At 73.1% G+C, this 26,930-nt stretch carries 21 protein-coding genes; 13 read left to right on the top strand and 8 right to left on the bottom strand.

Annotation, left to right across the window (positions count from 1 at the left end):
- Window positions 1–5: 5 nt before the first annotated feature.
- The 9 genes from ACFCLZ_RS21680 to ACFCLZ_RS21640 all read left to right on the top strand — a co-directional run bounded on the left by ACFCLZ_RS21680 (window position 6) and on the right by ACFCLZ_RS21640 (window position 11,252).
- Complete coding sequence (locus ACFCLZ_RS21680) at window positions 6–779, top strand: hypothetical protein (RefSeq protein WP_380278399.1); 774 nt, start codon at window positions 6–8, stop codon at window positions 777–779.
- A gap of 145 nt (window positions 780–924) precedes the next feature.
- Window positions 925–2,481, top strand: a complete 1,557-nt coding sequence (gene lysX / locus ACFCLZ_RS21675; protein WP_380278397.1) for a bifunctional lysylphosphatidylglycerol synthetase/lysine--tRNA ligase LysX — start codon at window positions 925–927, stop codon at window positions 2,479–2,481.
- Window positions 2,482–2,485: 4 nt separating this feature from the next.
- On the top strand, window positions 2,486–2,608 hold the full coding sequence (locus tag ACFCLZ_RS21670; RefSeq protein ID WP_355357848.1) for a hypothetical protein: 123 nt from the start codon (window positions 2,486–2,488) through the stop codon (window positions 2,606–2,608).
- 120 nt (window positions 2,609–2,728) lie between these two features.
- The gene (locus tag ACFCLZ_RS21665; protein WP_380278394.1) at window positions 2,729–3,202 is read left to right on the top strand and encodes a BlaI/MecI/CopY family transcriptional regulator; all 474 of its coding nucleotides are present in this window, start codon (window positions 2,729–2,731) and stop codon (window positions 3,200–3,202) included.
- A gap of 9 nt (window positions 3,203–3,211) precedes the next feature.
- On the top strand, window positions 3,212–3,748 hold the full coding sequence (locus tag ACFCLZ_RS21660; protein WP_380278392.1) for an amino-acid N-acetyltransferase: 537 nt from the start codon (window positions 3,212–3,214) through the stop codon (window positions 3,746–3,748).
- Between the two features lie 92 nt (window positions 3,749–3,840).
- Window positions 3,841–4,191 carry an Lsr2 family protein gene (locus tag ACFCLZ_RS21655; protein ID WP_380278390.1) on the top strand — a complete coding sequence of 117 codons (351 nt, stop codon included), beginning with the start codon at window positions 3,841–3,843 and terminating at the stop codon, window positions 4,189–4,191.
- A gap of 589 nt (window positions 4,192–4,780) precedes the next feature.
- The gene (locus ACFCLZ_RS21650; RefSeq protein ID WP_380278389.1) at window positions 4,781–7,300 is read left to right on the top strand and encodes an ATP-dependent Clp protease ATP-binding subunit; all 2,520 of its coding nucleotides are present in this window, start codon (window positions 4,781–4,783) and stop codon (window positions 7,298–7,300) included.
- 352 nt (window positions 7,301–7,652) lie between these two features.
- Entirely contained in the window at window positions 7,653–10,001 is a 2,349-nt protein-coding gene (locus ACFCLZ_RS21645; protein WP_380278387.1) for an immune inhibitor A domain-containing protein, read from the top strand.
- Window positions 10,002–10,394: 393 nt separating this feature from the next.
- Window positions 10,395–11,252 carry a M23 family metallopeptidase gene (locus tag ACFCLZ_RS21640; protein WP_380278385.1) on the top strand — a complete coding sequence of 286 codons (858 nt, stop codon included), beginning with the start codon at window positions 10,395–10,397 and terminating at the stop codon, window positions 11,250–11,252.
- A gap of 28 nt (window positions 11,253–11,280) precedes the next feature.
- On the opposite strand, the gene ACFCLZ_RS21635 is transcribed toward ACFCLZ_RS21640, so the two are convergent.
- Window positions 11,281–11,907, bottom strand: a complete 627-nt coding sequence (locus tag ACFCLZ_RS21635) for a TetR/AcrR family transcriptional regulator (protein WP_380278384.1) — start codon at window positions 11,905–11,907, stop codon at window positions 11,281–11,283.
- Window positions 11,908–12,162: 255 nt separating this feature from the next.
- On the opposite strand from ACFCLZ_RS21635, the gene ACFCLZ_RS21630 reads away from it, so the two are divergent.
- Window positions 12,163–13,791, top strand: coding sequence for an MDR family MFS transporter (locus tag ACFCLZ_RS21630; RefSeq protein ID WP_380278382.1), 1,629 nt, complete (start codon window positions 12,163–12,165; stop codon window positions 13,789–13,791).
- 100 nt (window positions 13,792–13,891) lie between these two features.
- On the opposite strand, the gene ACFCLZ_RS21625 is transcribed toward ACFCLZ_RS21630, so the two are convergent.
- Window positions 13,892–14,854 (bottom strand): A/G-specific adenine glycosylase, encoded by a 963-nt coding sequence (locus ACFCLZ_RS21625; RefSeq protein ID WP_380278380.1) that lies wholly within the window; start codon window positions 14,852–14,854, stop codon window positions 13,892–13,894.
- A gap of 182 nt (window positions 14,855–15,036) precedes the next feature.
- Here ACFCLZ_RS21625 and ACFCLZ_RS21620 point away from each other — a divergent pair, with 182 nt between their 5' ends.
- Window positions 15,037–15,939, top strand: coding sequence for a hypothetical protein (locus tag ACFCLZ_RS21620; protein WP_380278378.1), 903 nt, complete (start codon window positions 15,037–15,039; stop codon window positions 15,937–15,939).
- A gap of 113 nt (window positions 15,940–16,052) precedes the next feature.
- On the opposite strand, the gene disA is transcribed toward ACFCLZ_RS21620, so the two are convergent.
- Both disA and radA read right to left on the bottom strand, forming a co-directional pair.
- The gene (disA, locus tag ACFCLZ_RS21615; RefSeq protein ID WP_344345239.1) at window positions 16,053–17,111 is read right to left on the bottom strand and encodes a DNA integrity scanning diadenylate cyclase DisA; all 1,059 of its coding nucleotides are present in this window, start codon (window positions 17,109–17,111) and stop codon (window positions 16,053–16,055) included.
- 189 nt (window positions 17,112–17,300) lie between these two features.
- Window positions 17,301–18,800 (bottom strand): DNA repair protein RadA, encoded by a 1,500-nt coding sequence (gene radA, locus ACFCLZ_RS21610; protein WP_380278376.1) that lies wholly within the window; start codon window positions 18,798–18,800, stop codon window positions 17,301–17,303.
- Between the two features lie 157 nt (window positions 18,801–18,957).
- Here radA and ACFCLZ_RS21605 point away from each other — a divergent pair, with 157 nt between their 5' ends.
- Window positions 18,958–20,751, top strand: a complete 1,794-nt coding sequence (locus ACFCLZ_RS21605) for a sigma-70 family RNA polymerase sigma factor (protein ID WP_380278374.1) — start codon at window positions 18,958–18,960, stop codon at window positions 20,749–20,751.
- 13 nt (window positions 20,752–20,764) lie between these two features.
- Here ACFCLZ_RS21605 and ACFCLZ_RS21600 read toward each other — a convergent pair whose 3' ends face one another.
- From ACFCLZ_RS21600 to ACFCLZ_RS21590, 3 genes are all read right to left on the bottom strand, one after another.
- On the bottom strand, window positions 20,765–21,436 hold the full coding sequence (locus ACFCLZ_RS21600; protein ID WP_380278372.1) for a GAP family protein: 672 nt from the start codon (window positions 21,434–21,436) through the stop codon (window positions 20,765–20,767).
- A gap of 382 nt (window positions 21,437–21,818) precedes the next feature.
- Complete coding sequence (locus ACFCLZ_RS21595; protein ID WP_380278371.1) at window positions 21,819–23,159, bottom strand: DUF1254 domain-containing protein; 1,341 nt, start codon at window positions 23,157–23,159, stop codon at window positions 21,819–21,821.
- Window positions 23,160–23,207: 48 nt separating this feature from the next.
- Window positions 23,208–24,542, bottom strand: coding sequence for a DUF1254 domain-containing protein (locus ACFCLZ_RS21590; protein ID WP_380278369.1), 1,335 nt, complete (start codon window positions 24,540–24,542; stop codon window positions 23,208–23,210).
- 218 nt (window positions 24,543–24,760) lie between these two features.
- Between ACFCLZ_RS21590 and ACFCLZ_RS21585 the strand changes: the two genes are divergently transcribed.
- The gene (locus tag ACFCLZ_RS21585) at window positions 24,761–25,801 is read left to right on the top strand and encodes an NAD-dependent epimerase/dehydratase family protein (protein ID WP_380278367.1); all 1,041 of its coding nucleotides are present in this window, start codon (window positions 24,761–24,763) and stop codon (window positions 25,799–25,801) included.
- Between the two features lie 62 nt (window positions 25,802–25,863).
- Here the strand turns inward: ACFCLZ_RS21585 and ACFCLZ_RS21580 are convergent, their stop codons facing one another.
- A complete protein-coding gene (locus tag ACFCLZ_RS21580) occupies window positions 25,864–26,913 on the bottom strand; it encodes a family 2 encapsulin nanocompartment cargo protein polyprenyl transferase (RefSeq protein WP_380278365.1) in 1,050 nt (349 codons plus the stop codon).
- Window positions 26,914–26,930 lie beyond the last annotated feature (17 nt).

The following is a 26,930-nucleotide window of genomic DNA, read 5'->3' as shown; positions in this document are numbered from 1 at the left end:
AACCCATGCCTACGCCACACGGATCGCGCGGCGGCATGGCCTTCAGCGCCGACGAAGTCCGCGTGCTGCGCCGCGCCCTCGCCCAAGCCCTGCACCCCGCCGTCCCCGTCCACCTCCAGTTCCCCGGCCGGCCCGCGCACGCCGACGCGGGCGCCGCGCTGTGGGCCGAGGACGTCCAGGACGCGCTGCGCCTGACCGAGGCGATCGACGAGGCCGTCCAGGAGGGCGGGCGACTGCGCGCCTTCCTCCTCGCCGACCTCGCCCGGTACCGGGCCGCCCTGCCCGGCAGCGTCACCGGCTACCTGGAACGGCTGGAGGAGGCGGTGGCCGACGGCTACCTGCCCGGGCCGGAGGACCTCACCGCGCTGCGCGGGCTGAGCCGCCAGCCCTGCGGGCACGGCGAGCGCTCCCGCCGCTCCCGGCTGGCCGGGCGCTGCCACGCGCTGGCCGAGGCCGCCGTCCGGGAGCGGCTCGCCCTCAGCACCGGCCAGCGCCACCTCGTCGCCGTACCGAGCCCCGCCGCACCCCCGAGCACTTCCCTGTCCCCTGTCGGCCTCTCCCCTGTTGGCACCCCTGTTGGAGGACGGATCCCGATGAGCAGCACCGAGCCCCCCGTCGAGCAGTCCGCCGACCCCAGCGCGCCCCAGGACCGCCGGCCCGCCCGGCCGCACCGGATGCCCACCCCCGCGGAGCTGTTCGGCCGCCGTCCCAAGCCGCCGGCCCGCCCGGCCGCGCCGGCCGAGCCCGAGGACGTGGAACTGGCCACCGGCACCGGCTGAGCCCGCCCCGCCACCGCCTCCCGGGGAGGCCGCGCCGGATCCGTCCGGCCCGGCCTCCCCGGTCGCGTTTCCGGCGCCCCCGCCGCACCGCGCGGCACGGTAATCCCGTGGCGGAGCACCGCTCCGGGCTGGCTACTCTGGTGGGGTGAGCGATCAGAGCCCTATCCCCGCGACCGACGACCTTCCCGAGCAGATGCGCGTCCGGCGCGAGAAGCTGGACCGGCTCCGGGCCGCCGGCGTCGACCCCTACCCGGTCGGCTTCCCCCGGACCAGCACCATCGCCGACCTCCGGGCCAAGCACCCGGACCTCGCCCCGGACACCGCGACCGGTGAGCGGGTCGGCATCACCGGCCGGGTGATCCTCTCCCGCACCGGCGGCAAGCTCTGCTTCGCCACCCTGCGCGACGGGTCCGGCGACCTCCAGGTGATGTTCTCCCTGGACAAGCTGGGCGAGGAGCGGCTGGCGGCCTGGAAGTCCGACATCGACCTCGGCGACCAGGTCGGCGTCGAGGGCGAGGTGATCACCTCCCGGCGCGGCGAGCTGTCGGTGATGGTGGACCGCTGGGAGCTCACCGCCAAGTGCCTGCGCCCGCTGCCGGACAAGCACAAGGGCCTGACCGACCCGGAGGCCCGGGTCCGCCAGCGCTACGTCGACCTGATCGTCAACCCCGAGGCGCGCGAGATCCTCCACCTGCGCTCCACGGTGGTCCGCTCGATCCGCCGCACCTACGAGGAGCGCGGCTACATCGAGGTCGAGACCCCGATGCTGCAGCCGGTGCACGGCGGCGCCAACGCGCGGCCGTTCAAGACGCACATCAACGCGTACGACATCGACCTCTACATGCGGATCGCCCCCGAGCTGTACCTCAAGCGGCTGGTGGTCGGCGGCGCGGAGAAGGTCTTCGAGATCAACCGCAACTTCCGCAACGAGGGCGCGGACTCCACCCACAACCCCGAGTTCACCTCGCTGGAGTCCTACGAGGCCTACGGCGACTACGACACCCAGGCCGAGCTGATCCGGGCCACCATCGTCAACGCCGCCCGGGACGCCCTGGGCACCACGGTGATCAAGGGCCTGGACCCGCACGGTGTGGAGCACGAGATCGACCTGGCCGAGCCCTGGGAGGAGATCAGCGTCTACCCGGGCATCTCCGCCCGCCTGGGCGCCGAGGTCACCCCGGAGACCGGCGTCGAGGAGCTGCGCAAGCTGGCCGCCGAGCACGGCATCCCCTTCGAGAAGGACTGGGGCCACGGCCAGATCGTGCTGGAGATGGTCGAGCGCCTGCTGGAGGAGAACGCCGTCCGGCCGACCTTCCTCAAGGACTACCCGACCGAGGTCTCCCCGCTGACCCGCGCGCACCGCTCGATCCCGGGCGTGGCCGAGAAGTGGGACCTGGTGATCTTCGGCACCGAGATCGGCACCGCCTACTCCGAGCTGGTCGACCCGGTCGAGCAGCGCGCCCGCCTCACCGCGCAGTCCCTGCTCGCGGCCGGCGGCGACGTCGAGGCGATGCAGGTCGACGAGGACTTCCTGCGGGCCCTGGAGTACGCGATGCCGCCCACCGGCGGCCTCGGTCTCGGGGTGGACCGCCTGATCATGCTGCTCACCGGCAAGAACATCCGGGAGACGGTGCTCTTCCCGCTGGTGAAGCCGGAGCCCAAGGCGTCCGCCGGTGCGGCGGAGAAGACCGAGGAGGAGTGACCTGATGGACTACGTCAGCGCGATCGTCCCGCCGCTGGTCATGGCGATCGGCTTCGGATTCCTGGTGCGGGCCATCATCCGCAGCCAGGGCGGGGCCCAGAAGACCAAGGAGGATCTGGTCGACTGACCCCGTCAGCCGCCCGCGAGCACGCCGCGCCGCCATTCCCGGATTCCCGGGGGTGGCGGCGCGCCGGTTTGGCGGCACTTCACAAGATTTGCCCCATTCACTCCCTATCCTGGCCGGACTATGGTCCGGCAACTCGGCGAACTTGAGAACGCCATCATGACCCGGGTGTGGCAGTGGAACCGACCGGTCACGGTTCGCGAGGTTCTCCTGGATCTGCGGTCGGAACGCGAAATCGCGTACACCACGGTGATGACCGTCCTGGACAAGCTGCACAGAAAGGGCTGGCTCCGCCGGGAGCGCGCGGGGCGGGCCTATCGATATGAACCGGTCTCCTCACGTGAGGCGTACACGGCGGCCCTGATGAACGACGCATGGGCCACCAGCGACAATCCCGCCGCGGCCCTGGTGCACTTCTTCGGTCTGATGTCGCCGGAGCAACGGGAGGCACTGCGGGACGCCTTGCGGGTGGCCGCTCTGTCCCCGTCCGATCCGGCCGCCCCGGATTCCCCGGAGAGCGGGTCCGAGCGCGAACCGGAGAGCGAACCCGGGAGCGGACCGGATACCGGGGAGACCCGATCGGGCCCGGCACGATAGCGTCCCGCCATGGAGGTCACCATCCGCCGGGCGCGGACCACGGACGTGCGGGCAGTGCGCGGGCTCATCGATGCCTACTCGCGCGACGGCATTCTGCTCGACAAGCCCACCGTCACACTGTTCGAATCGGTGCAGGAGTTCTGGGTCGCGGAACGCGACGACGACGGCACCGTGGTCGCCTGCGGCGCGCTGCACGTGATGTGGGAGGACCTCGCCGAGGTCCGCACCCTCGCCGTCGACCGCTCCTGCCGGGGCCACGGCGTCGGGCACCTGCTGCTGGAGAAGCTGCTGCAGACCGCCCGCTGGCTCGGCGTCCGTCGGATTTTCTGCTTGACGTTCGAGGTCGTCTTCTTCGCGAAACACGGTTTCGTGGAGATCGGAGAGCTCCAGGAAACCGATGATGGTACGACAGACCCGGCGGCGATCGCTACGGATGTCTATGAAGAACTTCTCCGCTCGTACGATGAAGGTGTCGCCGAGTTCCTCGACCTGGAGCGGGTGAAGCCCAACACACTGGGCAACTCACGCATGCTGCTGCACCTGTGAGCCGCCCCCGGGACGGCCAGGGGTTTGTGTTTTCCGGAGAAAGGCGCTTTCCTTTCCTTAGGCAATGGGTCGTTTAGCGGAAAGGGAAGCCCGTGGCACAGAGGGTGCAGGTCATTCTTGAAGACGATCTCGACGGCGGGTCGGCGGACGAAACGGTCACGTTCGCGCTCGACGGCGTTGCCTACGAGATCGATCTGAAGAGCGCCAACGCGGACAAGCTCCGCGGTCTGCTGGCTCCGTACGTGGAGAAGGGGCGCAAGCAGAGCGGCCGCCTCGCCGGCGCCCGCCGCGCGGGCCGCGGCTCCGCCCCGCGCCCGTCCGGCAGCATCCCGGACACCGCCAAGATCCGCGCGTGGGCCAAGGAGCAGGGCCTGGAGGTCAACGACCGCGGCCGCGTCCCCAGCAACGTGCGCGAGGCCTACGAGAAGGCCAACGCGTCCTGAACCGGGCGACGCCAGGCCGCCCGGACGGGTGCGGGGTCCCGGGCGACGCGTGAGGCGTCCTCGGCACACACGTGGGGCGCGGAGGGGAGCCCTCCGCGCCCCGCGGCGCACACCGTCACGGCCTGTGCAACGCTGTAAGGGCGAAGCGGCAACGCGGACGCCACCGGGACGGCGCACCGGTCGTCCGGCCGCGGCTGACCCGGCGTCAGCGGCGGCCCGACTTCTCGCCAGGCGAACACCGTCACCGCGGAAACTGCGCGAGAACCGCCCCGATACCGGGTATGAATGCAGAGGGACGGGGTCCGGGACTCCGCCCGGGGCAGGACGCGTGACCGGTCGGGCACCCACTGGCAGCGCCCCGGCGGAGGTTGTTCGCCGATGGCGTAGCGGTATCCGGTGCATCCGGCCCGCGGGCGGGAACACCGTCTCCCAGCATCGGGTTGGGATTGGTGTCGGCTGGTCGCGCAGCATCTCGCTCCCCTTCGAGGGAGTGAATCCGTGGGCCGCGCCGCTGAGCGGGACTAGCATGCGGAAGGACAGGGCGGGGACGGACCCCGAACTGCCCGACCGCTCTGAGGAGCGATAAACGATGTTCGAGAGGTTCACCGACCGCGCGCGGCGGGTTGTCGTCCTGGCTCAGGAAGAAGCCCGGATGCTCAACCACAACTACATCGGCACCGAGCACATCCTCCTGGGTCTGATCCACGAGGGTGAGGGTGTCGCCGCTAAGGCCCTGGAGAGCCTCGGGATTTCTCTTGAGGCCGTTCGCCAGCAGGTCGAGGAGATCATCGGCCAGGGCCAGCAGGCCCCGTCCGGTCACATTCCCTTCACCCCCCGGGCGAAGAAGGTCCTGGAGCTGTCGCTCCGGGAGGCCCTGCAGCTCGGCCACAACTACATCGGCACCGAGCACATCCTGCTCGGCCTGATCCGCGAGGGCGAGGGCGTCGCCGCCCAGGTCCTGGTGAAGCTGGGCGCCGACCTCAACCGGGTCCGCCAGCAGGTCATCCAGCTGCTCTCCGGCTACCAGACCCCCGGCGGCAAGGAGTCGGCCACGGCCGGCGGGCCCGCCGAGGGCACCCCGTCGACCTCGCTGGTCCTGGACCAGTTCGGCCGCAACCTCACCCAGGCCGCCCGCGAGGCCAAGCTCGACCCGGTCATCGGGCGCGAGAAGGAGATCGAGCGGGTCATGCAGGTGCTGTCCCGCCGCACCAAGAACAACCCGGTGCTGATCGGTGAGCCCGGCGTCGGCAAGACCGCCGTCGTCGAGGGCCTGGCCCAGGCGATCGTCAAGGGCGAGGTCCCGGAGACGCTCAAGGACAAGCAGCTCTACACGCTGGACCTGGGCGCCCTGGTGGCCGGCTCCCGCTACCGCGGTGACTTCGAGGAGCGCCTGAAGAAGGTCCTCAAGGAGATCCGCACCCGCGGCGACATCATCCTGTTCATCGACGAGCTGCACACCCTGGTCGGCGCGGGCGCCGCCGAGGGCGCCATCGACGCCGCCTCGATCCTCAAGCCGATGCTGGCCCGCGGCGAGCTGCAGACCATCGGTGCCACCACGCTCGACGAGTACCGCAAGCACCTGGAGAAGGACGCCGCGCTGGAGCGCCGCTTCCAGCCGATCCAGGTCGCCGAGCCGTCGCTGCCGCACACCATCGAGATCCTCAAGGGCCTGCGCGACCGCTACGAGGCCCACCACCGGGTCTCCATCACGGACGCCGCCCTGGTCGCCGCCGCCACCCTGGCCGACCGGTACATCTCGGACCGCTTCCTGCCGGACAAGGCGATCGACCTCATCGACGAGGCCGGCTCCCGGATGCGCATCCGCCGGATGACCGCGCCGCCGGACCTCCGCGAGTTCGACGAGAAGATCGCCGACGTGCGCCGCGAGAAGGAGAGCGCGATCGACGCGCAGGACTTCGAGAAGGCCGCGTCCCTGCGCGACGACGAGAAGCAGCTCCTGCAGGCCAAGGCCAAGCGCGAGAAGGAGTGGAAGGCCGGCGACATGGACGTCGTCGCGGAGGTGGACGAGGAGCTCATCGCCGAGGTCCTGGCCACCGCCACCGGCATCCCGGTCTTCAAGCTGACCGAGGAGGAGACCTCCCGGCTGCTGCGCATGGAGGACGAGCTGCACAAGCGCGTCATCGGCCAGAAGGACGCCATCAAGGCGCTCTCCCAGGCCATCCGGCGCACCCGTGCGGGCCTCAAGGACCCCAAGCGCCCCGGCGGCTCGTTCATCTTCGCCGGCCCGTCCGGCGTCGGTAAGACCGAGCTGTCCAAGACGCTCGCCGAGTTCCTCTTCGGCGACGAGGACGCGCTGATCGCCCTCGACATGTCGGAGTTCTCGGAGAAGCACACCGTCTCCCGGCTCTTCGGCTCGCCCCCCGGCTACGTGGGCTACGAGGAGGGCGGCCAGCTCACCGAGAAGGTGCGCCGCAAGCCGTTCTCCGTCGTCCTCTTCGACGAGGTGGAGAAGGCCCACCCGGACATCTTCAACTCGCTGCTGCAGATCCTGGAGGACGGTCGCCTGACCGACTCCCAGGGCCGCGTGGTCGACTTCAAGAACACCGTCATCATCATGACGACCAACCTCGGCACCCGGGACATCTCCAAGGGCTTCAACCTGGGCTTCGCGGCCCAGGGCGACAGCCAGACCGGCTACGACCGGATGAAGGCGAAGGTCGGCGAGGAGCTCAAGCAGCACTTCCGCCCCGAGTTCCTGAACCGCGTCGACGACATCGTGGTCTTCCACCAGCTGTCCGAGGACGACATCATCCAGATCGTCGACCTCATGATCGACAAGGTGGACGAGCGGCTCAAGGACAAGGACATGGGCCTGGAGCTCAGCGTCGAGGCCAAGAAGCTGCTGGCCAAGCGCGGCTACGACCCGATCCTGGGCGCCCGGCCGCTGCGCCGGACCATCCAGCGCGAGATCGAGGACCACCTCTCCGAGAAGATCCTCTTCGGCGAGCTGCGGGCCGGCCACATCGTGGTCGTCGGTGTCGAGGGCGAGGGCAAGGAAGCGAAGTTCACCTTCCGCGGCGAGGAGAAGTCCGCGGTCGCGGACACCCCGGCCGCCGTCGCCTCGCCGGGTCCCGACCTGACGAAGTAGCAACATTTAACAGATAACAGCAAACGGTTTGGGCCCCCGGCGTTCGCGCCGGGGGCCCGAGCCGTTTTCCGTCCCGGTGCCGAAGCCGTGATCCGGCGCACGAAGGGGCAGGCCGGCGGCCGAATGGGGGGTCGGTGCGGGTGCGACCAAAGCTACGGTCATCTTTAATGTCAATGTTGTTGACGGTGCGTCAGCTGATACGAAGTCGCGGAGCATAGCGCCGTGGCCATGTCACGGTCAAGGTCTATCTTTTCCGACGACGCTTGGATCAAATGACGTCCACCTGTCTTTCATTGGTTTACCGGAAGGCCAAGAGCCGGACCGGTTTGGGGAGGACGTCACAACGTTGAAGATGACCAGGAAAGCCGCTTCGGTCGCCTCGGCCGCGGCGGTCATAGCCGCACTCGGCGCGGGGCTGCTCCCGAGCACGGCCGTCGCCGCCGGCTCCGCCCCCGTGCCGACGGACCCGGCCGATGCCGTCCAGACCAGCACCGAACACAACCTGCCGGGCCCGCTGACCGAGAAGGTCGAGGCCGAGCAGAAGGCCGCCACCCAGCAGCTGCTCGCCGGCACCGCCAAGGTCGAGCAGCACGGCGGCAGCTCCAGCATCAAGCTGGGCAAGGACAAGTACGTCGAGCTCGCCCGTGAGCGCACGGACAAGATCTTCACCATCCTGGTGGAGTTCGGCGACGACGTGGACAACACCACGAAGACGCCGGACGGCCGGATCAAGTACGGCGGCACGCCCGGTCCGCAGCGCAACCAGATCGAGAAGCCGGACGCGGCCACCAACAACTCCACCCTCTGGCAGGCTGACTACAACCAGCAGCACTACCAGGACCTGTACTTCAACAAGAGCGGTGACTCGCTCAAGACCTACTACGAGAAGCAGTCCTCGGGCCGCTACTCGGTGGACGGTCAGGTCACCGACTGGGTGAAGGTCAAGTGGAACGAGGCCCGCTACGGCTCGGACTACTGCGGCCAGCACGTCTGCGCCAACGCGCAGGACCTGATCCGCGACGCGATCGAGACCTGGGTCGCCGACCAGAAGGCCAAGGGCCAGACGGACGAGCAGATCAAGGCCGCCATCGCGCAGTACGACCAGTGGGACCGGTACGACTACAACCACAACGGCAACTTCAACGAGCCGGACGGTTACATCGACCACTTCCAGATCGTGCACGCCGGTGAGGACCAGTCGGCGGGCGGCGGCAAGCAGGGCACCGACGCCCTGTGGGCCCACCGCTCGTACGTCTACGGCACCGGCGCCGGCAGCACCGGTCCGGCCGGCAACAAGCTGGGCGGCACCCCGGTCGGCGGCACCGGTGTCTGGGTCGGCGACTACACCATGCAGCCCGAGAACGGCGGCCTCGGTGTCTTCGCCCACGAGTACGGCCACGACCTCGGTCTGCCGGACCTCTACGACACCTCCGGCAGCGGCATCGACAACTCGGTCGGCTTCTGGTCGCTGATGTCGTCCGGCTCCTGGCTGGGCGAGGGCAAGAACTCGATCGGCGACATGCCGAACGACCTCGACGCCTGGAGCAAGCTCCAGCTCGGCTGGCTGAACTACACCAAGGCCAAGGCCGGCACCGAGTCGACCCACCACATCGGCCCGGCGGAGTACAACAGCAAGCTCCCGCAGGCGCTGGTCGTCGACCTGCCGAAGAAGGCCGTCACCACCACCGTCAACAAGCCCTACGCGGGCGCCAACGAGTGGTGGAGCGGCAGCGCGGACGACCTGAACGTCTCGCTGACCCGTGACGTCGACCTGACCGGCAAGACCTCGGCCGCCCTGTCGGCCAAGGCCTGGTACGAGATCGAGCAGGACTTCGACTACGGCTACGCCGAGGTCTCCACCGACGGCGGCACCAACTGGAGCGCCCTGAACGGCACCTACAACGGCGTCGCGCTGCCGAAGGACCCCTCGGGCAACGCCTCGCTGACCGGCAACTCGGGCGACAAGTGGGGCGACCTCGTCTTCCCGCTGGACGCCTACGCCGGCAAGGCCGTCAAGGTCCGCTTCCGCTACGTCACCGACGGCGGCCTGCACCTCAAGGGCCTGGCCCTGGACGAGCTCGCCGTGACCGCCGACGGCGCCACCGTCTTCACCGACGGTGCCGAGAACGGCGACAACGGCTGGACCGCCAAGGGCTTCTCCCGCACCACCGGGTCGTTCACCAACGACTACAACCAGTACTACATCGCGGAGAACCGCCAGTACGTCTCGTACGACCGCACCCTGAAGGTCGGCCCGTACAACTTCGGCTTCGCCGACAAGCCGCTCTGGGTCGAGCACTACCCCTACCAGGCCGGTCTGCTGGTCTGGTACTGGGACGAGTCGCAGAGTGACAACAACGTCACCAACCACCCGGGCCAGGGCCTGGTCCTGCCGGTCGACTCGCACCCGACCCCGCTGAGGTGGAAGGACGGCACGCTGATGCGCCCGCGCATCAACGGCTACGACTCCACCTTCGGCTCGCGCAAGACCGACAGCCTGACCCTGCACCGGGCCGGCGTCGAGACGGTCGTCCCGAAGTCCAAGGGCGTCGACGAGTTCTCCGACCTGAAGTCCTACTGGTCGAAGGACAACCCGTACAGCTCCGTCATCGTCCCGAAGACGGGCACCAGCATCGAGGTCGAGAACGAGTCCTCGAACTACCTGGAGACCTGGATCCGCGTCCGCCCGGTCGACAACTGATCGACCGCGCTCTGACGCCGGGTTCCTGACCAGGCACCGCTGAGCCGATCCGGCCCGCTCCCGCACCCGCGGGGGCGGGCCGGATTTCTTGGTGTCCGGGCGGCTGAAACCCACCGTGCGGGTGGCGCTGCTCACAACCCGCGGGCCCGGTACGAGCGGGGGTAGTAGCACGGCCGGGCGGTGCTCCCCGGCCGTCGCGCCATGAACGGACGATCGGACCGCATGATCGTTACTCCGTCGGTTTGAATTCCCGGCCCGATGTGACTACACGCCGTAGTACGTCACACGGTTTGGGACTCCGCTCGGTGACGGTTACACCTGAGTGGTCCCCCGCTCAGCACGCCCGAACGGGCTCAGCGTGCTGCCCCCGTACGTTCGTGAGGTCGAGCTCCGATGCCTTCTGTCCCGCCTCTGGGGCCGGCCCTGTGCCGGCTCGCCGACTCCTTCCTCCGGCAGACCGGCCGCAACCACTCCACCACGGCCGCCGCGGCCGGTGCGGCCGTGCTGACCGGCGCGCTGCTGGTCGCCGCCACGGGCAGCGCCTCCGCGCAGACGATCACCCCGACCACCCCCGGCAGCTCGGCCTTCACCGCGCCGCACGGGGCGGCGCCCGCTCCGGCGCTGGTCCAGGTCGCCGGTCCGAGTTCGTACACGCTGCCGTCCGAGCAGGCCTCGGCCCAGGAGTACGTGGCGGTCGCGGCCAACCTGCTGACCGTGCAGGCCGCCGAGCCGGCCCCCGCCGCCGAGGCGCAGCCGGAGCCCGCTGCGCAGGAGGCGCCCGCCGCACCCGCGCCCGCCCCGGAGCCGGCCCCCGCGCCCGTTCCCGCGCCCGCCCCGGCCCCCGAGTGGTCCGCCCCCGTCCCGGGCGCGCCGACCAGCAACCCGTACGGTGTGCGCAACCCCCACTACGCGGCCGGCTACCACACCGGCGTGGACTTCGCGGTCTCCCCGGGCACCCCGCTGCTCGCGGTCGGCAACGCCACCGTGGTGTCGGCCGGCTGGGACGGCGCGTACGGCAAGGAGGTCGTGCTGCGGCTGGCGGACGGCCGGTACGCCCAGTACGCCCACATGTCGTCGATCTCGGTGTCGGCGGGCCAGCGCGTCGCGGCCGGGCAGCAGATCGGCAGCTCCGGCAGCACCGGCAACTCGACCGGGCCGCACCTGCACTTCGAGATCCGCTCCGCCAACCAGTACGGCGCGGTGATCAACCCGATCGCCTACCTGTCCGCGCGCGGGGTCACCGACTTCTGATCCCCCGTCCGGAGCCTGCCGCGGCCGCTCAGTCCGTCGGCGCGGGCCTGCCGATCAGCCGGCAGATCTCCAGCGCCACGTGCTGGGCGGCCTCGACGGCCTCCTCCCGGGTGGCCTCCGCGACCGGCACCTCGCCGACCTCGCGGCCGAGCTCGGTCCCCTTGTCCTGGTGCAGCAGGAAGAGCGCCGAGTTGATGGTGAACAGGGACATCGCCGCACGCAGCCGGTCCTCGAAGCTCGCCTCCGGGCCGTGCACCAGCCGGACCAGCGCGATCATGCTCGCCCGGAACTCCCGGCCGGCCGGCAGGTCGCGCAGCGCGGGCTGGTTCTCCTGGAAGAAGCGGAGCAGCGGCGCCCGCTCGGACATCCCGGCCGCGAACCGGCGGATCAGCTCGTCCCGCACCTCGGGCGTCCAGGTCTGCTCGCGCCCCCAGGCGATCAGCTCGTCGATCGGGGCGGCGGTGGCCGTCACGATGCCCTGGACGATGTCCTCCTTGGTCTTGAAGTGGTAGTAGAGCGCGGCCTTGGTGACGCCGAGGTGGTCCGCGATCTCCCGCAGCGAGGTGCGCTCGTAGCCGTGCTCCGAGAAGAGCTCCAGGGCGATCGCGACGATGCGCGCCCGGGTGTCGCTACGGGGGCCGTGCGTCGTGCCCATCGCCTGCCTCTGACTGCGTCGTGGTCCGGTCTGCGCTGCGGCCGACGGCCGTCGCGGCGCAGCTGCGGGCACCTCCGCGGCGACCGCTCCTGCGCTCATTCTTCCTGCCCAGGGAGCCTGTCGAAAAACTGGCTTGACGACCGGCTAGTGGACAACCTACCGTGCCGACGGTCCACAAACTAGCCGGGCGACAAGTAAGGAGGCCGTCCCAGGCCGCACCGGTCGCCCGGCATCCTGTCCGGGAGACGCGCACCCATGTCACACCCCAAGGCCGACACCACCCCCGAGAAGCAACCGGCCGAGGAGGAGCAGCCCCGCTCGGCCCGCGAGATCCGCCTGGTCATGATCGGCCTGGTGGTCACCATGCTGCTCGCGATGCTCGACGGTCTGATCGTCGGCACCGCGATGCCGACCATCGTCGGCGAGCTCGGCGGCGCCGAGCACCTGTCGTGGGTGGTCACCTCGTACACCCTGGCCACCGCCGCCTCCACCCCGATCTGGGGCAAGCTCGGCGACCTCTACGGCCGCAAGGGCATCTTCCTCACCTCGATCGTGATCTTCCTGGCGGGCTCGGCGCTCTCCGGCCTCTCCCAGGACATGAACGAGCTGATCGGCTTCCGCGCCCTCCAGGGCCTGGGCGCCGGCGGTCTGATGGTCGGCGTGATGTCGATCATGGGCGCGCTCGTCCCGCCGCGTGACCGCGGCAAGTACCAGGGCATGTTCGCCGCGGTGATGGCCCTCGCCACCATCGGCGGTCCGCTGGTCGGCGGCTTCATCACCGACCACCTGAACTGGCGCTGGACCTTCTACATCAACCTGCCGCTGGGCGCCGTCGCGCTCGCCGTCGTGGTCGTCACGCTGAAGCTGCCGAAGGTCCGCAACAAGGCCCGGATCGACTACCTGGGCGCGGTGCTGCTCACCACCGGCATCACCTCGCTCACCCTGATCACCACCTGGGGCGGGCAGGAGTACGCCTGGGGCTCGAAGCAGATCCTCGGCCTGACCGCGCTGGCCGCGGCCACCCTGATCGGCTTCTGCTACGTCGAGCAGCGGGTCAAGGAGCCGATGCTGCCGCTGTCGCTGTTCCGGAACCTCAACTTCACCCTGGTCTCGATCATCGGCTTCGTGGTCGGCTTCGTGATGTTCGGCTCGACCGTCTTCCTGCCGCTCTACCAGCAGACCGTGCAGGGCGCCTCGGCGACCAACTCCGGCCTGCTGCTGATGCCGATGATGTTCGGCATGCTGGTGATCTCGCTGGTGGTCGGCCAGGCGGTGACCAAGACCGGCAAGTACCGGATCTACCCGATCATCGGCACCGTCGTGATGACCGCCGGCATGCTGCTGCTCTCCACCCTCGGCACCGGCACCTCGGGCTTCGCCTCCGCCTGCTGGATGGTGGTGCTCGGCGCCGGCATGGGCTTCCTGATGCAGATCACCATGCTGGTCGCGCAGAACAGCGTCGAGCTCAAGGACATGGGCGTGGCCAGCTCCACCGCCACCCTGTTCCGCACCATCGGCGGCTCGTTCGGTGTGGCGCTGTTCGGCGCGCTGTTCAACAACCGGGTCACCGAGACCATGAACGAGCGGCTCGGTTCGGCCGGCGGGGCGGGCGGCTCGCAGGGCGGGGACCCGGCGCAGCTGAGCCCGGCCGCGCTCAAGGCACTGCCGGCGCCGGTCCAGGACGCCTACCACCACGCGGTGGCCAACGGCATGCACACCGTCTTCCTGTGGGGCGCCGCCGTCGCGGTGATCGCGGTCGCCGCCGCGGTCTTCGTGCGCGAGGTGCCGCTGCGCGGGGCCGGCGCCCCGCCGGCCGAGGGCGGCGAGGGCGGCGAGGGCAAGAAGGGCCCCGCGGCCGACACCGTCGAGGCCGTCGCGATCTGACGCCGGAACGCACCTGGGCCCCCGTTCGCCGCACCGGCGGACGGGGGCCCTCGCGTCTGTCCGCGTCGATGTCCGCGCGGATGCCCGGGGCGCTCCGGGGCTACCGGGGCAGTCGGTAGACGCCCTGCTCGACCGGTTCGACCAGCCCGTCGGCGACCAGTCCGTCCAGCGCGCGGGCCCGCTGCACGGCGTCCGACCAGACCTCGTCGAGCCGGGCCTGCGGCACCTCGCCGTGCGCCTCGCGGAGCACCGCGAGCAGCTTGCCGCGCACCTGGCGGTCGGTGCCCTCGTAGGTCTGGCCGCGCCGGGCCGGGCCCTCGTACGGCGGCCGGCCGGCCCGCTGCCAGGCGCAGGAGGTGAACAGCGGGCAGTCCCCGCACTCCGGGCCGCGGGCCGTGCAGACCAGCGCGCCCAGCTCCATCACGGCCACCGCCCAGGTGGCGGCCGTCCCGGCGGCGTCGGGCAGCAGCGCGGTCGCGGTGCGCCGCTCGGCCGCCGTGGTGGCCTGCGCCGGGTACTCCACGCCGGTCACCGCGCGGGCGAACACCCGGCGGACGTTGGTGTCCAGCACGACGTGCCGCCGGCGGAAGGCGAAGGAGGCCACCGCGGCCGCGGTGTACTCGCCGACGCCGGGCAGCGAGAGCAGCGTCGCGTGGTCGTCCGGGACCTCGCCGTCGTGCTCCTCGGTGATCGCCACGGCGGCGCCGTGCAGACGCAGCGCCCGGCGCGGGTAGCCCAGCCGGCCCCACATCCGGACGGCCTCGCCGGGCGACTCGGCGGCCAGGTCGGCCGGGGTCGGCCAGCGCTCCATCCAGGCCTCCCAGGCGGGCAGGACCCGCTTGACCGGGGTCTGCTGGAGCATGAACTCGCTGACCATCACGGCCCAGGGCGAGGCGTCCGGGGTGCGCCAGGGGAGATCGCGGGCGTTGGCCTCGTACCAGTCGAGGACGGTCGCGTGCAGCACGGGCAGCGGCAGCGCGAGCTTCAGGGCCTCGACGGGCTTCGGGGCCCCGTCCGGGGTCGCGGGGGCGGGGAGGGCGGGGGTGACGGTGTTGGCAGCCATGGCCCTTCGATCCTCCCATGTCCGGGTCGGCAGCCGAAGCGGATCATGGTGCTCCGGTTCAACGGGCAAAACACCCCATTCAGCCTCCCTCGAACGGCGCAAATGGCGGATCATGTGAAGGAAGGGGTGAGTGTGCGGTGTTGGTGCGTCAAGGGGCACACACTGTCTCGTAGAGTTTGGGCGTGCCCTCTCTGCGTCAACCCGTAGGACCGCTGCCGGCCTCGATCTACTGGCGTCGGCGCATCGTCGTGCTTGTCGCCGCCGTCGCGGTCGCCGCCCTCGTCATCTGGCTGATGACCGATCAGGGCGGGGGTGGCGACGGCAAGGACAAGGCCGCGCAGGCCGTACCGACCCAGTCGCAGAGCCAGACGCCCGCCCAGGCGATCACGCCGGGCGCCTCGCCGACCGGGCCGGCCAACAACTCCCGCCCCGGCAGCGGCAGTGGTGGCTCCGGCGGCGCGGTGGGCGGCTCCGGCGGCGGTGACGTCAGCCTCAGCACCGGCGGCACGACCGGCGGCGCCAACCCGGCACCCGCGACCGGCGGGGCGGCGGCGGGCGGCGGTGCGGCCGGCGGGAGCGGCGGCGCGGGCGGGAGTGCGGGCGGCGGCGCGGGCGGTACCGGCGGTGGCGGCACCGGTGGCCCGCCCCCGGTGAACACTCCCGAGATCATGGCCCTGCCGGTCTGCGCCTCCTCGCAGGTGACGCTGAATCTGACCGGCGCCCAGAACGCCTACCAGCCCAAGGACAAGCCCAAGCTGGCACTGACCATCAACAACTCCTCCGGCACCACCTGCCGGCTGGACCTGGGCCGGACCGCCTCGGCGATCACCGTCACCGCCAGCAACGGCGAGCGGATCTGGTCCTCCGGCGACTGCCCGGCCGACCGGAACAGCAGCTGGGTCCAGCTCCCCGCCAGCGGCGGGCTGACCGAGACCTTCAGCTGGGACCGGGTCCGCAGCAAGCCGCAGTGCGCCACCGCCGACCCGGCGCCCGCGCCGGCCGGCACCTACCTGGTGGTCGCCGACCTGACCGGCCTCTCCGGCGGCCAGGCCTCGGCCCGCGCCTCGATCCGCCTGGAGAACTGAGCGGACCTCACCGGCGCGCACCGGCCGCCACCGCAGCAGGAAGCCCGGACCGCTCAGGCGGTCCGGGCTTCGGCGTCCGCGGGGCCTCGGCGTCCGGGCGGGGTGGGCCCGAATCAGACGTAGCGCTCCAGGATGGACGATTCGGCAAGTCGGGAGAGCCCCTCGCGGACCGAACGGGCCCGGGTCTCGCCGACGCCCTCGACCGTCTGCAGATCGTCGATGCTCGCGGCCAGCAGCTTCTGCAGGCCCCCGAAGTGCTCCACCAGGCGCTCTATCACCGTGTTGGGCAGGCGCGGGATCTTGGCCAGCAGCCGGTAGCCGCGCGGCGAGACGGCCGAGTCCAGCGACTCCGGCGAGCCCGAGTAGCCGAGCGCCTTGGCCACCGTCTGCAGGTCGAGCAGCTCGGCGTGGGTCAGCGCCTCCAGGTCGGCCAGCACCTCGGTGACGGTCCGGCCCTTCTTGGCGGCGCGCTCCGGGAAGTAGTCCCGGGCGACCAGTTCGCGCTCCGGCTCCACGCCCGCGATCAGCTCGTCCAGCTGGAGCGAGAGCAGCCGGCCGTCGATGCCGAGCTCCAGCACGTAGCCGGCGATCTCGGTGGCGATCAGCCGGACCATCTCCAGCCGCTGCGCGACGGCGGTGACGTCCCGGACCGTCACCAGGTCCTCGATCTCCAGGGCGGAGAGCGTGCCGGCCACCTCGTCCAGGCGCAGCTTGTAGCGCTCCAGGGTGGCCAGCGCCTGGTTGGCGCGGGACAGCACGGTGGTGGAGTCCTCCAGCACCCGGCGGGTGCCGTTGACGTACATGGCGATCAGCCGCATCGAGTGCGAGACCGCGACCACCGGGAAGCCGGTCTGCCGGTTGACCCGCTCGGCGGTGCGGTGGCGGGTGCCGGTCTCGTCGGTCGGGATGGTGGAGTCCGGCATCAGGTGGACGCCGGCCCGGACGATCTTGGTGATGTCCTTGTCCAGCACCACCGCGCCGTCGAGCTTGCACAGCTCGCGCAGCCGGGTCGCGGTGAACTCGACGTCCAGCACGAAACCGCCGGTACAGAGCGACTCGACGGTCTTGTCGAAGCCGAGCACGATCAGGCCGCCGGTGTTGGCCCGCAGCACCCGCTCCAGGCCGTCGCGCAGCGCGGTGCCGGGGGCGATGGCGGTGAGGGAGGCCCGCAGCAGGGCCTCCTCGCGGGAGGACTTGTCCGCCCGGTCGCTGGCTGCCACGTGACTCCTCCGGTCGACCCCGTACCGCGTGCCCTCGCGCGGGGCGCCGGCCTACGGTCTGTTGCTCTGTCGCTTAGTACTGCCTTATCACCAATGAGACAGGGGAAAGTCTAACTGCGTGCGGCAACGACAGGGCTTGGGTCAGCGCAGTTCGTCGGAGTCGAGCGGCTCCCACCCCGTCATGAGTTCCTCCGGGTGGGCCGCCGGCCGGTGCGCGCGGGGCGCCGGCGGGGCCGACGGTGCCTCACTCCTGGGCTTGGCGGCGGCCCGGCGGCGGCCCGGGATCGCCCGCAGCGCCTCCCCGATGTCCGCCACCTCGACCACCTTCATGCCCGGCGGGACCTTGCCCGGGTCCGGCGGGACGAGCGCGTGGGTGAAGCCCAGCCGGTGCGCCTCGGCCAGCCGCCGCTGCACACCCGTCACCCGCCGCACCTCGCCGGCCAGGCCGACCTCGCCGATCGCGACCAGGTTGCTGGGCAGCGGGGTGTCGGAGGAGGAGCTGGCCACCGCGAGCGCCACCGCGAGGTCCGCCGAGGGCTCGGAGAGCTTCACCCCGCCGACGGTGGCGGTGTAGATGTCCTGTTTGCCCAGCTTCACCCCGCCGTGACGCTCGACCACGGCCAGGATCATCGCGATCCGGGGCGACTCCAGGCCGGAGGTCGTCCGGCGCGGGGAGGGGATCTGCGAATCCACCATCAGTGCCTGCACCTCGGCCACCAGCGGCCGCTTGCCCTCCAGGGTCACGGTCAGGCAGGTGCCCGGCACGGGCTTGTCACGCCTGGTCAGGAAGAGGCCGGACGGGTCGGCCAGGCCCTCGATGCCCTCGTCGTGCAGCTCGAAGCAGCCGACCTCGTCGGTCGCGCCGTACCGGTTCTTGACCCCGCGGATGATCCGCAGCCGCGCGTGCCGGTCGCCCTCGAAGCTCAGCACCACGTCCACCAGGTGCTCCAGCAGGCGGGGGCCGGCGATCTGGCCGTCCTTGGTGACGTGGCCGACCAGCAGGGTGGCCATGCCGCGCTCCTTGGAGGCCCGGATCAGCGCGCCCGCCACCTCGCGGACCTGGGCCGGGCCGCCCGGCGCGCCGTCCAGCTCGGCGGAGGCGATGGTCTGCACCGAGTCCAGGATGAGCAGGCCCGGGCCGACCGCCTCGACGTGGCCGAGGACGGCGCCGAGGTCGGACTCGGCGGCCAGGTAGAGGTGCTCGGAGAGCGCGTTGATCCGGTCGGCGCGCAGCCGGACCTGGCCGGCCGACTCCTCGCCGGTGACGTAGAGGGTGCGGTGCTGCGCGGAGGCCGCCTTGGCGGCGACGTCCAGCAGCAGGGTGGACTTGCCGACGCCGGGCTCGCCCGCCAGCAGCACCACCGCGCCCGGCACCAGGCCGCCGCCGAGCACCCGGTCCAGCTCGGGCACGCCGGTGGACCGCGCCGTCGCCACCTGGCCGTCGACCTGGGCGATCGGGCGGGCGGGGGCGCTGACCGGGCCGGCGGCAGTGGTGCGGATCGGCACCGCGCCGTACTCCTCGACCGTGCCCCAGGCGTTGCACTCCGGGCAGCGGCCGACCCACTTGGGCAGCTGGTTGCCGCACTCGGTGCAGCGGTAGGCCGGGCGCGGCTTGGCGGTGGTCTTGGTACGGGCAGCCATGCGGTCACCGTAGCGCCTGGGTACGACAGCGGGGGGCCGGCCGCCCGGCGCGGTGACCGTCGGCCTGGTCCACGCATGGGCGATGTTGTTACCCGAAAGAAGTACAACCGGGCGGAATACCTCGGACGGGGCGGGTGCGCTCTCTACCGTCGGACGGGTGACGACGAGTACGGAAGGGCCGCGCGACGCCGTGCTCGCGGCGTACGAGCGGCAGGCGGACGGCCTCTTCACCTACTGCCTCTCGGTGCTGTGCGAGCACGAGGCCGCGGCGGCCGCCCTGCGGGAGGTGCGCGCGCTGGCGGTCCGGCACGGCGGGCGGCTCGCCGAGCCCGGGCTGGTCCGGGCCTGGCTGTACTCGCTGGCGCGGTACTGCTGCCTGCGGCGGCTGGCGGACGGGGCGGACCGGAACGACGGGGCGGGCGGCGACGGGGCGGAGGCGCTCCGGCGACGGCGCGAACTGGCCTCGCTGGCCTGGCCCGAGGCGGCCGGCACCGACCCCGAGCAGCGCGAGGCGCTGGAGCTGTCCGTCCGGCACCGGCTCACCCCGATCGAGGTGGCCGCCGTCCTGGGGCAGCCGTTCGAGAGCGTCCGGGTGCTGCTCGCCTCCGCACGGGCCGAGGTCGGCCGGACCAGGGCCGCCCTGCTGGTGCTCGGCGCCGGCAGCTGCCCCGAGTTGGAACGGCTCGGCGGGGCGGGGGCGCAGAGCCGGCGGGACCGGGTGCTCGGCCCCGCGCTCCGCCGGGAGCTGGTGCGGCACGTGGTGGAGTGCCCGACCTGCCGGGGCACGGCGGAGCGGGTCGCGGACGAGGTGCCGCAGGACGGGACGGCGGAGCCGTCCGGGCTGCCGGTGCTCGCCGCGCCGGGCGCGGGCGCCGGGAACCCGGGCGGAGCCGTCGTGTTCCTGCCCTCGGCGGTGCGGGAGCGCGCGGGACGGCGGGCCGGAGTGCCGCGGCCGGCGACCGGGCCCGGGCTCCGCTTCGATCAGGACGGGTTCCCCCGGCGCCGCGCGCCGGACGGTGGCCGGGGGCCGACGGTGCGGCGGCGGGTGGTGACCACCGGGGTGCTGGCCGCCGTCCTGGCCGCGCCGGTCGTCGCCCTGTGGGCCGGGCACCGGGGCGGCGGCGGGCCGGGCACGGCGGCGGTCTCCTCGGTCCGGGTCGAGGGGGACCGGTCGAGGGGCGGTTCGACCGGCCGTCCGACGGGCGGACCGGCCGGTGCTCCGGCGGACCGGGACGGGTCCGTGGGGGCCGGCGGCGCGGTCGGGTCCGTGATCGGGGCGGTCGGCGGGGCCCACCGCGGATCCGGTCCGGCGGCGGCCGGGATGGAGCTGGCGGCGGCGGGGCCGCTCTCCGCAGAAACGTTGCTGCCGGGGGTCCAGGGACCACTGGTCGCGGCCCCCACGCCCACGGCCGTGCCCGTGCCCGCGCCCGCCCCGGCCGGCGCGCCGGCCGGGGCGGCGGCGTCCGGTCCGCTGACCGTCGAGGCGGGCGAGTACGGCAGCCGGACGGTGCTCACCCTCACCAACGCCGGCGGCACCGAGATCCACTGGCACGCCGTGGTGGACGTGTCCTGGCTGCGGCTCAGCCGCGACGCCGGCACGCTCGCCCCCGGGCAGCGGATCACGGTGATCGTCGGCGTCGACGAGGACCTCGCCCCCGCGACCCACTGGACCGCCCGGATCGCGCTGCCGCCCTCCCAGGCCGTGGTCACCCTGGAGGGCGGCCCGCAGCACCGGGGCGGCGCCACCCCGGCCTCGAGCGCCACCCCCACCGGGAACGGCCCGACCCCGTCCGCCACGCCGACGCCCACGGCCGCCCCGAGCAGCCCGAGCACTCCGAGCGCGACGCCGACCACCGGCCCGACACCGGGCGCCGAACCGACGGGTCCGGCGTCCCCGACCCCGACCCTGTCCCCGTCCGCCACCGCTCCCGCGAGCCCCGCACCGCACTGAGCGGGGCCCGGCGTCAGGTGGTCAGGCCCGAGAGGGCGGAGCCGAGGTGGGCGGTACCGAGGACGACCAGGAGGGTCAGCAGGACCGCGGTGTTGTGGGTGGCCGCCCAGGCCCGCCACTCGTCCAGGCGGCGGGGCGCGCGGTCGCCGCCGCGGAGGTGGACGGCCAGGGGCAGCAGGGTGCCGAGCGAGCCGATCAGCACCAGCAGCGCGCCGGCGCCCGCCCGGCCGGACACCGGGGCGCCACCGGTGCCGATCGCCACCGCGGCGGCGAGGGCCAGCAGCAGGTTCTTCGGGTCGGCCGCCAGCAGGGCCGCCCCGAGTGCGGCCGACCGGACGGGGGTGGAGCGGTCGACGGTGCGCATCCAGGCCGGCGGGCCGTGCACCCGGCCCTCGCGCGGGCGGTCCCACCACTGGCGCGCGCCGAGCAACAGGAGCAGGCCGCCCACGGCCAGTTCGAACCACCACGACCAGTCCGGGGCCACCGTGCCCGCCGCGAGCCACGAGCCGAGCGGCACCACGACGGCGGCCACCGCCGTCAGCGCGGCCGTCCAGCCGGCGGCGAACGCCGTCCCGTTGGCCCGGCCCCTGGGTGTGGCGAGCAGCAGGACGGTCGCGATCAGTGCCATCGGGCTGATCGCGATGCCCGCGGCCGAGACCAGCATCCGGCCGACGGCGTCGCCCATGCACGCTTCCTTCCTGCTCGGGCGGGCCCGGGCGGTGCGCGGGCGACGGCTGGGTCCGCGCCCCGCCCGGGGACACCGGTCCCCCAGGACGCCTCCCCGGGGCCGGGCCGGACAAAACCGGCACATCGGGCGTCCCGGCACCACCTCGCGCCACCCTCCCGGCGGCAGGCGGCCGTGACCGCCGCCCACCGCGACCGGCCCCACCCGGCAACCGGGCCGTCGCACGGGACCCGGCGGAGCCGGGGAGCCGTGACGACGCCCTGAGCGTGTTTGACCATTCGCGTCGGATCGGCGGGCGGCTCCCCCGACCTCCGGCCGGGCCGGGGGCGTGCGCGCCCTGGCGTCGCCCGCCCGGCGGGAATGGTCGGACACGCCCTACGCCCTACGCCCGGCGCAGGGGCGGGAGGCGGTAGGTGCCGTCCAGGGCGGCGGGGCCCGGGCGGTAGAGGCGCATCACCGGGCGGAACGGGCCGGCCGGAGTGGGGAGCCAGTTCGCCGCCCCGGACGGGTCGGTGGGGGCTTCGTGGCGCAGGTGGAGGGTGAGGCCGCCGTCCGGGTCGGGGCGCAGGCCGGGGGTGCGGCTGCCGATCGAGTGGCGGGCGGCCGGGTTGGCGACCAGGCGGTGGTCCGGGAGGCCGTACACGGTGAGGGACCAGAACTCCTCGGCGGGCGGCAGCCCGTCCGGGGGGAAGCGGAGGGTGTAGGGCCGGGTGCCGTCGAGGGGGCGGCCGTCGGCGTCGTCGGTGGTGGCGGCGTGCAGGGCCTCGTAGGCGTGGCAGCCCCAGAGGCCGGCGCGGACGGCGGCGGCCCGGCTGAGGTAGGCGGCGCGGCGGTCGGGGATCCGCCACTCGGGGTCGTCGAGCGTGCCGGGGCCGAGGAAGGCGGTGTTGTGGTCGAACAGGTGAACGGCGGCGCGCCACTCGCCGGGCGGATGGTTCTCGGGCGGCCGGGTGGCGTCCTCGACGCGTTCGCGCCCGGCGGCGAGTCCGGTCGCCAGGGCGAGCGTCCAGTCGGGGGCGGCGGCCCGGTACGGGGAGGGGCCGGGGTCGAGCAGGCCGAGCGGCGCGAACCGCTGCTGGTAGGCGCGGTCGGGCTCGGCGGGCGGGTAGGCGGCCATCCAGACCCGGAGCCGTTCGAAGAAGGCGAGCCGCTCGGGCACGTCCGGGTCCGGAGCGGGGAGTCCGGCGGCGACCCCACCCGGTTCCAGCGGTTCGAGGACGAGCCCTTCCTGGAGGGCGCGGACCCGCGGGACGTCGTCCGGCCCTGTGCAGGCGAAGCGGGCGACGACGGTGGCGACGGTGGTCGGCGAGGCGATCACCCGCTCGGGATCGGCCGGGGTGCCGTGCCATCCGGGCGGGACGATCAGCCGGGTCCGGGCCGCGCTGCCGGTGGCGCGGCTGCCGAGGTAGGCGAAGTTGTCGGTCCACGCGTCGACGAACTGCAGCACGTGGTAGGCGCCGGCGGCGTCGGGCACGTGCAGCAGTTGCGGGCCCTCGGAGAGGTCGAGGTGGGCGACCGAGTACAGGACGTCGTTGTTGACGGAGGCGAAGTCGTCCTCCGGGCCCGCCAGCCGGGTGGCGTGGGCGAAGCGGTTGAACGGGGTGGGCGGCAGGACGCCCAGGCCGCCGTGCACGAAGCGGTCGACCGTGGTGAGGCCGGCGACGAGCGGATAGCCGTAGACGTAGGCGTCGGCGGCCAGGGCCTCCAGCTCGGGCTGGTTCATGGAGCGTCCTTCCCGGGTGCCGGGGGTCGGGGCGGGTGGGCGGCGGGGTCAGCGCGGGGTGAGCGGCGGCGGCGTCCAGCGGCCGTCGAGCACGGACGCGTCCGGCCCGTACAGGCGGATGACGACGGTGAACGGCCCGTCCGGGGCGGGCAGCCAGTTCGCGCAGTGCCCGGCGTCGGCGGGCCGCTTGTGCTGGACGTAGAGGGTGAGCCCGCCGTCCGGGTCGCGGACCAGGCCGGGGGTGCGGTCGCCGACGGAGTAGCGGTCCAGGGTGTTGTCGACCAGGTGGAGCCCGGGCAGCGCGTACAGGGTCACCGACCAGAAGTGGCGGGCGGGCGGCAGCGCGTCCGGCGGGAACCGCAGCACGTGGTCGTGCTCGCTGGCGTCCGGCGGGCGGTGGCCCTCGCTGTCGGCCTGCCAGCCGCCGTACCAGGCCTCCTCGACGGGCAGCCCGTACAGGCCGGTGAGCGCGCCGACCGCCCGGTCGAGGTAGCGGGTGCCGAGCTGCTCGCGGGTGCCGAAGAGGCCGACGGAGGACTCGGTGCGGGCGGCGGCGCGGGCCAGTTCGGCCTTGCCGTCGGCGATGCCGCGCTCGATCTCGGCGCGCACCGCGAGGGGCAGCGCGGCCGGTTCGAACTCGCCGCGGCCGTCGATGCCGAGGTCGGCCAGCCGGCCGCGCAGATCGGCCTCGGCGGGCGGGGCGGCCTCGGCGGGCAGGAAGCCGAGCAGGAAGTCGAGGAAGACGAAGAACTCGACGGTGTCGAGCACCTCGTCGCGCCAGACCGGCCAGAGGGGCTGTGGGGCGGGCGCGGGCTCCGGCGTGCCGGTGTACGCGTGCAGCGGGCGCAGGCGGTACCGCCGCTGGAGCTCGGTGAGTTCCGCGACGGCCGCGGGTGACGTCCCGCCGAGGTGGGTGCGGCCGAGGATGCCGACCAGCCGGCTCGTCGCGCGGATGACGCTCCGGATGCCGGGCGGGGGTTCGCCCTGCCAGTCGGGGCCGGCCACCAGGTGGTCGCCGGCCTCCTGGCCGGTGGCCCGGGAGCCGACGAACCCGGCGTAGACGGTGTCGAGTTCGTGCACCGGCAGGACGTAGTAGCGGTCGGTGGCGGGGACGGAGAGCACCCAGGGTTCGGTCCGCAGGTCGAGCCAGGCCCAGGAGTACGGGGTGTCGTTGTTGGGCGTGACGACATCGGTGTCGGCCGGGGTGGCGGGGCGCGGGTAGTGCCGGAAGACGCCGAAGCCGCCGACGTGGCGCGGGTCGGCGTCGTCCAGCGCCTGGGTGTACAGGGTGCGGTAGTTCTGCAGGACCGGGTAGCCGCGGACCCACGCCTCGGCGGCGGTCGCGCGGATGGTGTCCGGGTCCACGAGTGCCGGGTTGACCATGGTGCCGCTCTTCCCTGCGCCGTACCCCGCTGCCGGGGCGCGGCGGCTGCACGACGGACGTATCGGAGGGGTGCATCGGTACAAATCGGATGCTATGCGGGCCCCCGGGGGTCGGCATCTCGGCCGCCGCGGGACGCCGGACCCGCCCGGACGGCACCGCTCTCCGCCCGTGGCGAACGGCGGTATGCGGGGGAAGGGGGCGGGACAGCCTTGCCGGTATGAAGATCCTTCTGCTCGGCGGCTCGTCCTTCCTGGGACGGGCGTTCGCCTCCGAAGCCCTCGCCCGGGGACACGAGGTGACCACCTTCAACCGCGGCCGCGCGGCCACCGACCTCCCCGGCGTGGAGGCGGTCCGCGGCGACCGCGACTCGGCCGACGACCTGGCACGACTGGCCGAGGGGCGGCGCTGGGACGCCGTGGTCGACACCTCCGCCCAGCAGCCCGCCCAGGCCGCGCACTCCGCCCGGCTGCTGCGCGAGCGCTCCGGCCACTACACGCTGATCTCCTCCGTCCACGCCTTCGCCGACTGGCCCGCCCGGGTGGTCGACGAGACCTCCCCGCTGCACGCGTGCCCGGCCGACACCCCGCCCGGGCAGGAGTTCAGCGCCGCGCTCAAGGCCGGCTGCGAGCGCGCCGTCCTGGAGTACTTCGGGGCCGAGCGCGCGCTGGTCCTCAACAGCGGGCTGCTGATCGGCCCGTACGAGCAGGGCGGCCGGCTGCCGTGGTGGCTGGAGCGGATGGCCCGGGGCGGACGGGTGCTGGCGCCCGGGGAGCCGGGGCGGCCGATGCAGCTGATCGACGTCCGGGACTTCGCGGTGTTCGGGCTGGACCTGCTGACGGCGGGCACGGCCGGCCGCTTCCTCACCACGGCGCCGCCCGGCCGGCTCACCTTCGGGGAGTTCCTGGCGGGCTGCGCCGAGGCGGCCGGTCGCGCGGACACCGAGCTGGTCTGGGTCCCGGACGGGCCGCTGACGGCCGAGGGACCGGACAGCGTCCAGCCCTGGAGCGAGCTGCCGCTGTGGATGCCCGACGTGCCGGAGGCGGCGGGCACCTGGCTGGCCGACACCGGACGGGCCGAGGCGGCCGGGCTGCGGTGCCGGCCCTTCGCCGAGACCGCCCGGGACACCTGGGCGTGGCTGCGGCAGCGCGGGCCGGCGGACGACACGGAGGCCGACGGGCGCAAGCGCGGCCGGATCCTGCACGGCATCGAGCCGGCGAAGGAGCGGCGACTGCTGGACACCCCGGCCCGGTCGGACTGACGAGCGGAACCGGTCCCGACGACGGGGAGCGCGGAGGTTCCCGCTCCCCCCGCGGGGCCGGCTCAGTGGGTGCGGCGGGTGACCAGTTCGGCGAGCGCGAGCAGCTCGTCGGCGGCCGACGGCTCGGGTACCGCGAGCGCCAGCTGGGTCATCGCCGCGGCCATTCGGTCGCAGGACTCGCCCTGCGCCCAGGCACGCCCGCCGGCCGCCTCGACGGCGGCCGCGCAGCTCGCCAACTCCTCGCCGGTGAGTGGCCGTTCCAGCGCGTACAGCTCGGCCAGCCGGGCCCCGTCGGGCGTCCCGGAGCCCAGCGCCGCGACCACCGGCAGCGACTTCTTGCGGACCAGGAGGTCCGCGCCGACCGGCTTGCCGGTGACGGCCGGATCGCCCCAGATACCGATCAGGTCGTCGATCAGCTGGAACGCCAGGCCGATCTCCCGGCCGAAGCCGTCCATCGCCTTGGCCGCCGCCTCCGAGCACCCCGCGTACTGGGCGCCCATCGCGCAGGCGGCGCCGAGCAGCGCGCCGGTCTTGGCCTCGGCCATCGCCAGGCACTCGGTCAGCGAGACGTCGCTGCGCTGCTCGAAGGCGCAGTCGATCTGCTGGCCCTCGCAGAGCTCCACCACGCAGTCGGCCAGCCGGCGCACGGCCTCGCCCGCGACCGGGTGGCCGTCCTCGGCGAGCAGGCGCAGCGCCAGCGCGTGCATGGCGTCCCCGGCCAGGATGGCCTCGGTGGTGCCGAACACCAGCCAGGCGGTGGGGCGGTGCCGCCGGGTCTCGTCCCGGTCGATGATGTCGTCGTGCAGCAGCGTGAAGTTGTGCACCAGCTCGACGGCGGCCGCGGCGGCGGTGGCCGCGGCGGGGTCGCCGCCCAGTGCCTGGGTGGCGGCGAGCACCAGGGCGGGCCGGATGGCCTTCCCGGAGGACGCGGTCGACGGCGAGCCGTCCGCCTCCCACCAGCCGAAGTGGTAGCCCGCGACCCGTCGCATGGTGCCCGGCAGCGAGTCCACGGCGGCCCGGAGCACCGGGTCGACCAGGGTGCGGGCGCGCGCGAGGACGTCCTGCGCCTCGTGTCCCTCGCGATGGTCGCGCTCCAGCGTGAACATTCCCATGGGTCCTCCCCCTTGGT

It is taken from the genome of Kitasatospora purpeofusca, from assembly GCF_042691725.1.
Taxonomy (GTDB): Bacteria; Actinomycetota; Actinomycetes; order Streptomycetales; family Streptomycetaceae; genus Kitasatospora; species Kitasatospora purpeofusca_B.
This window is presented reverse-complemented; position numbering and strand designations above follow the sequence as displayed.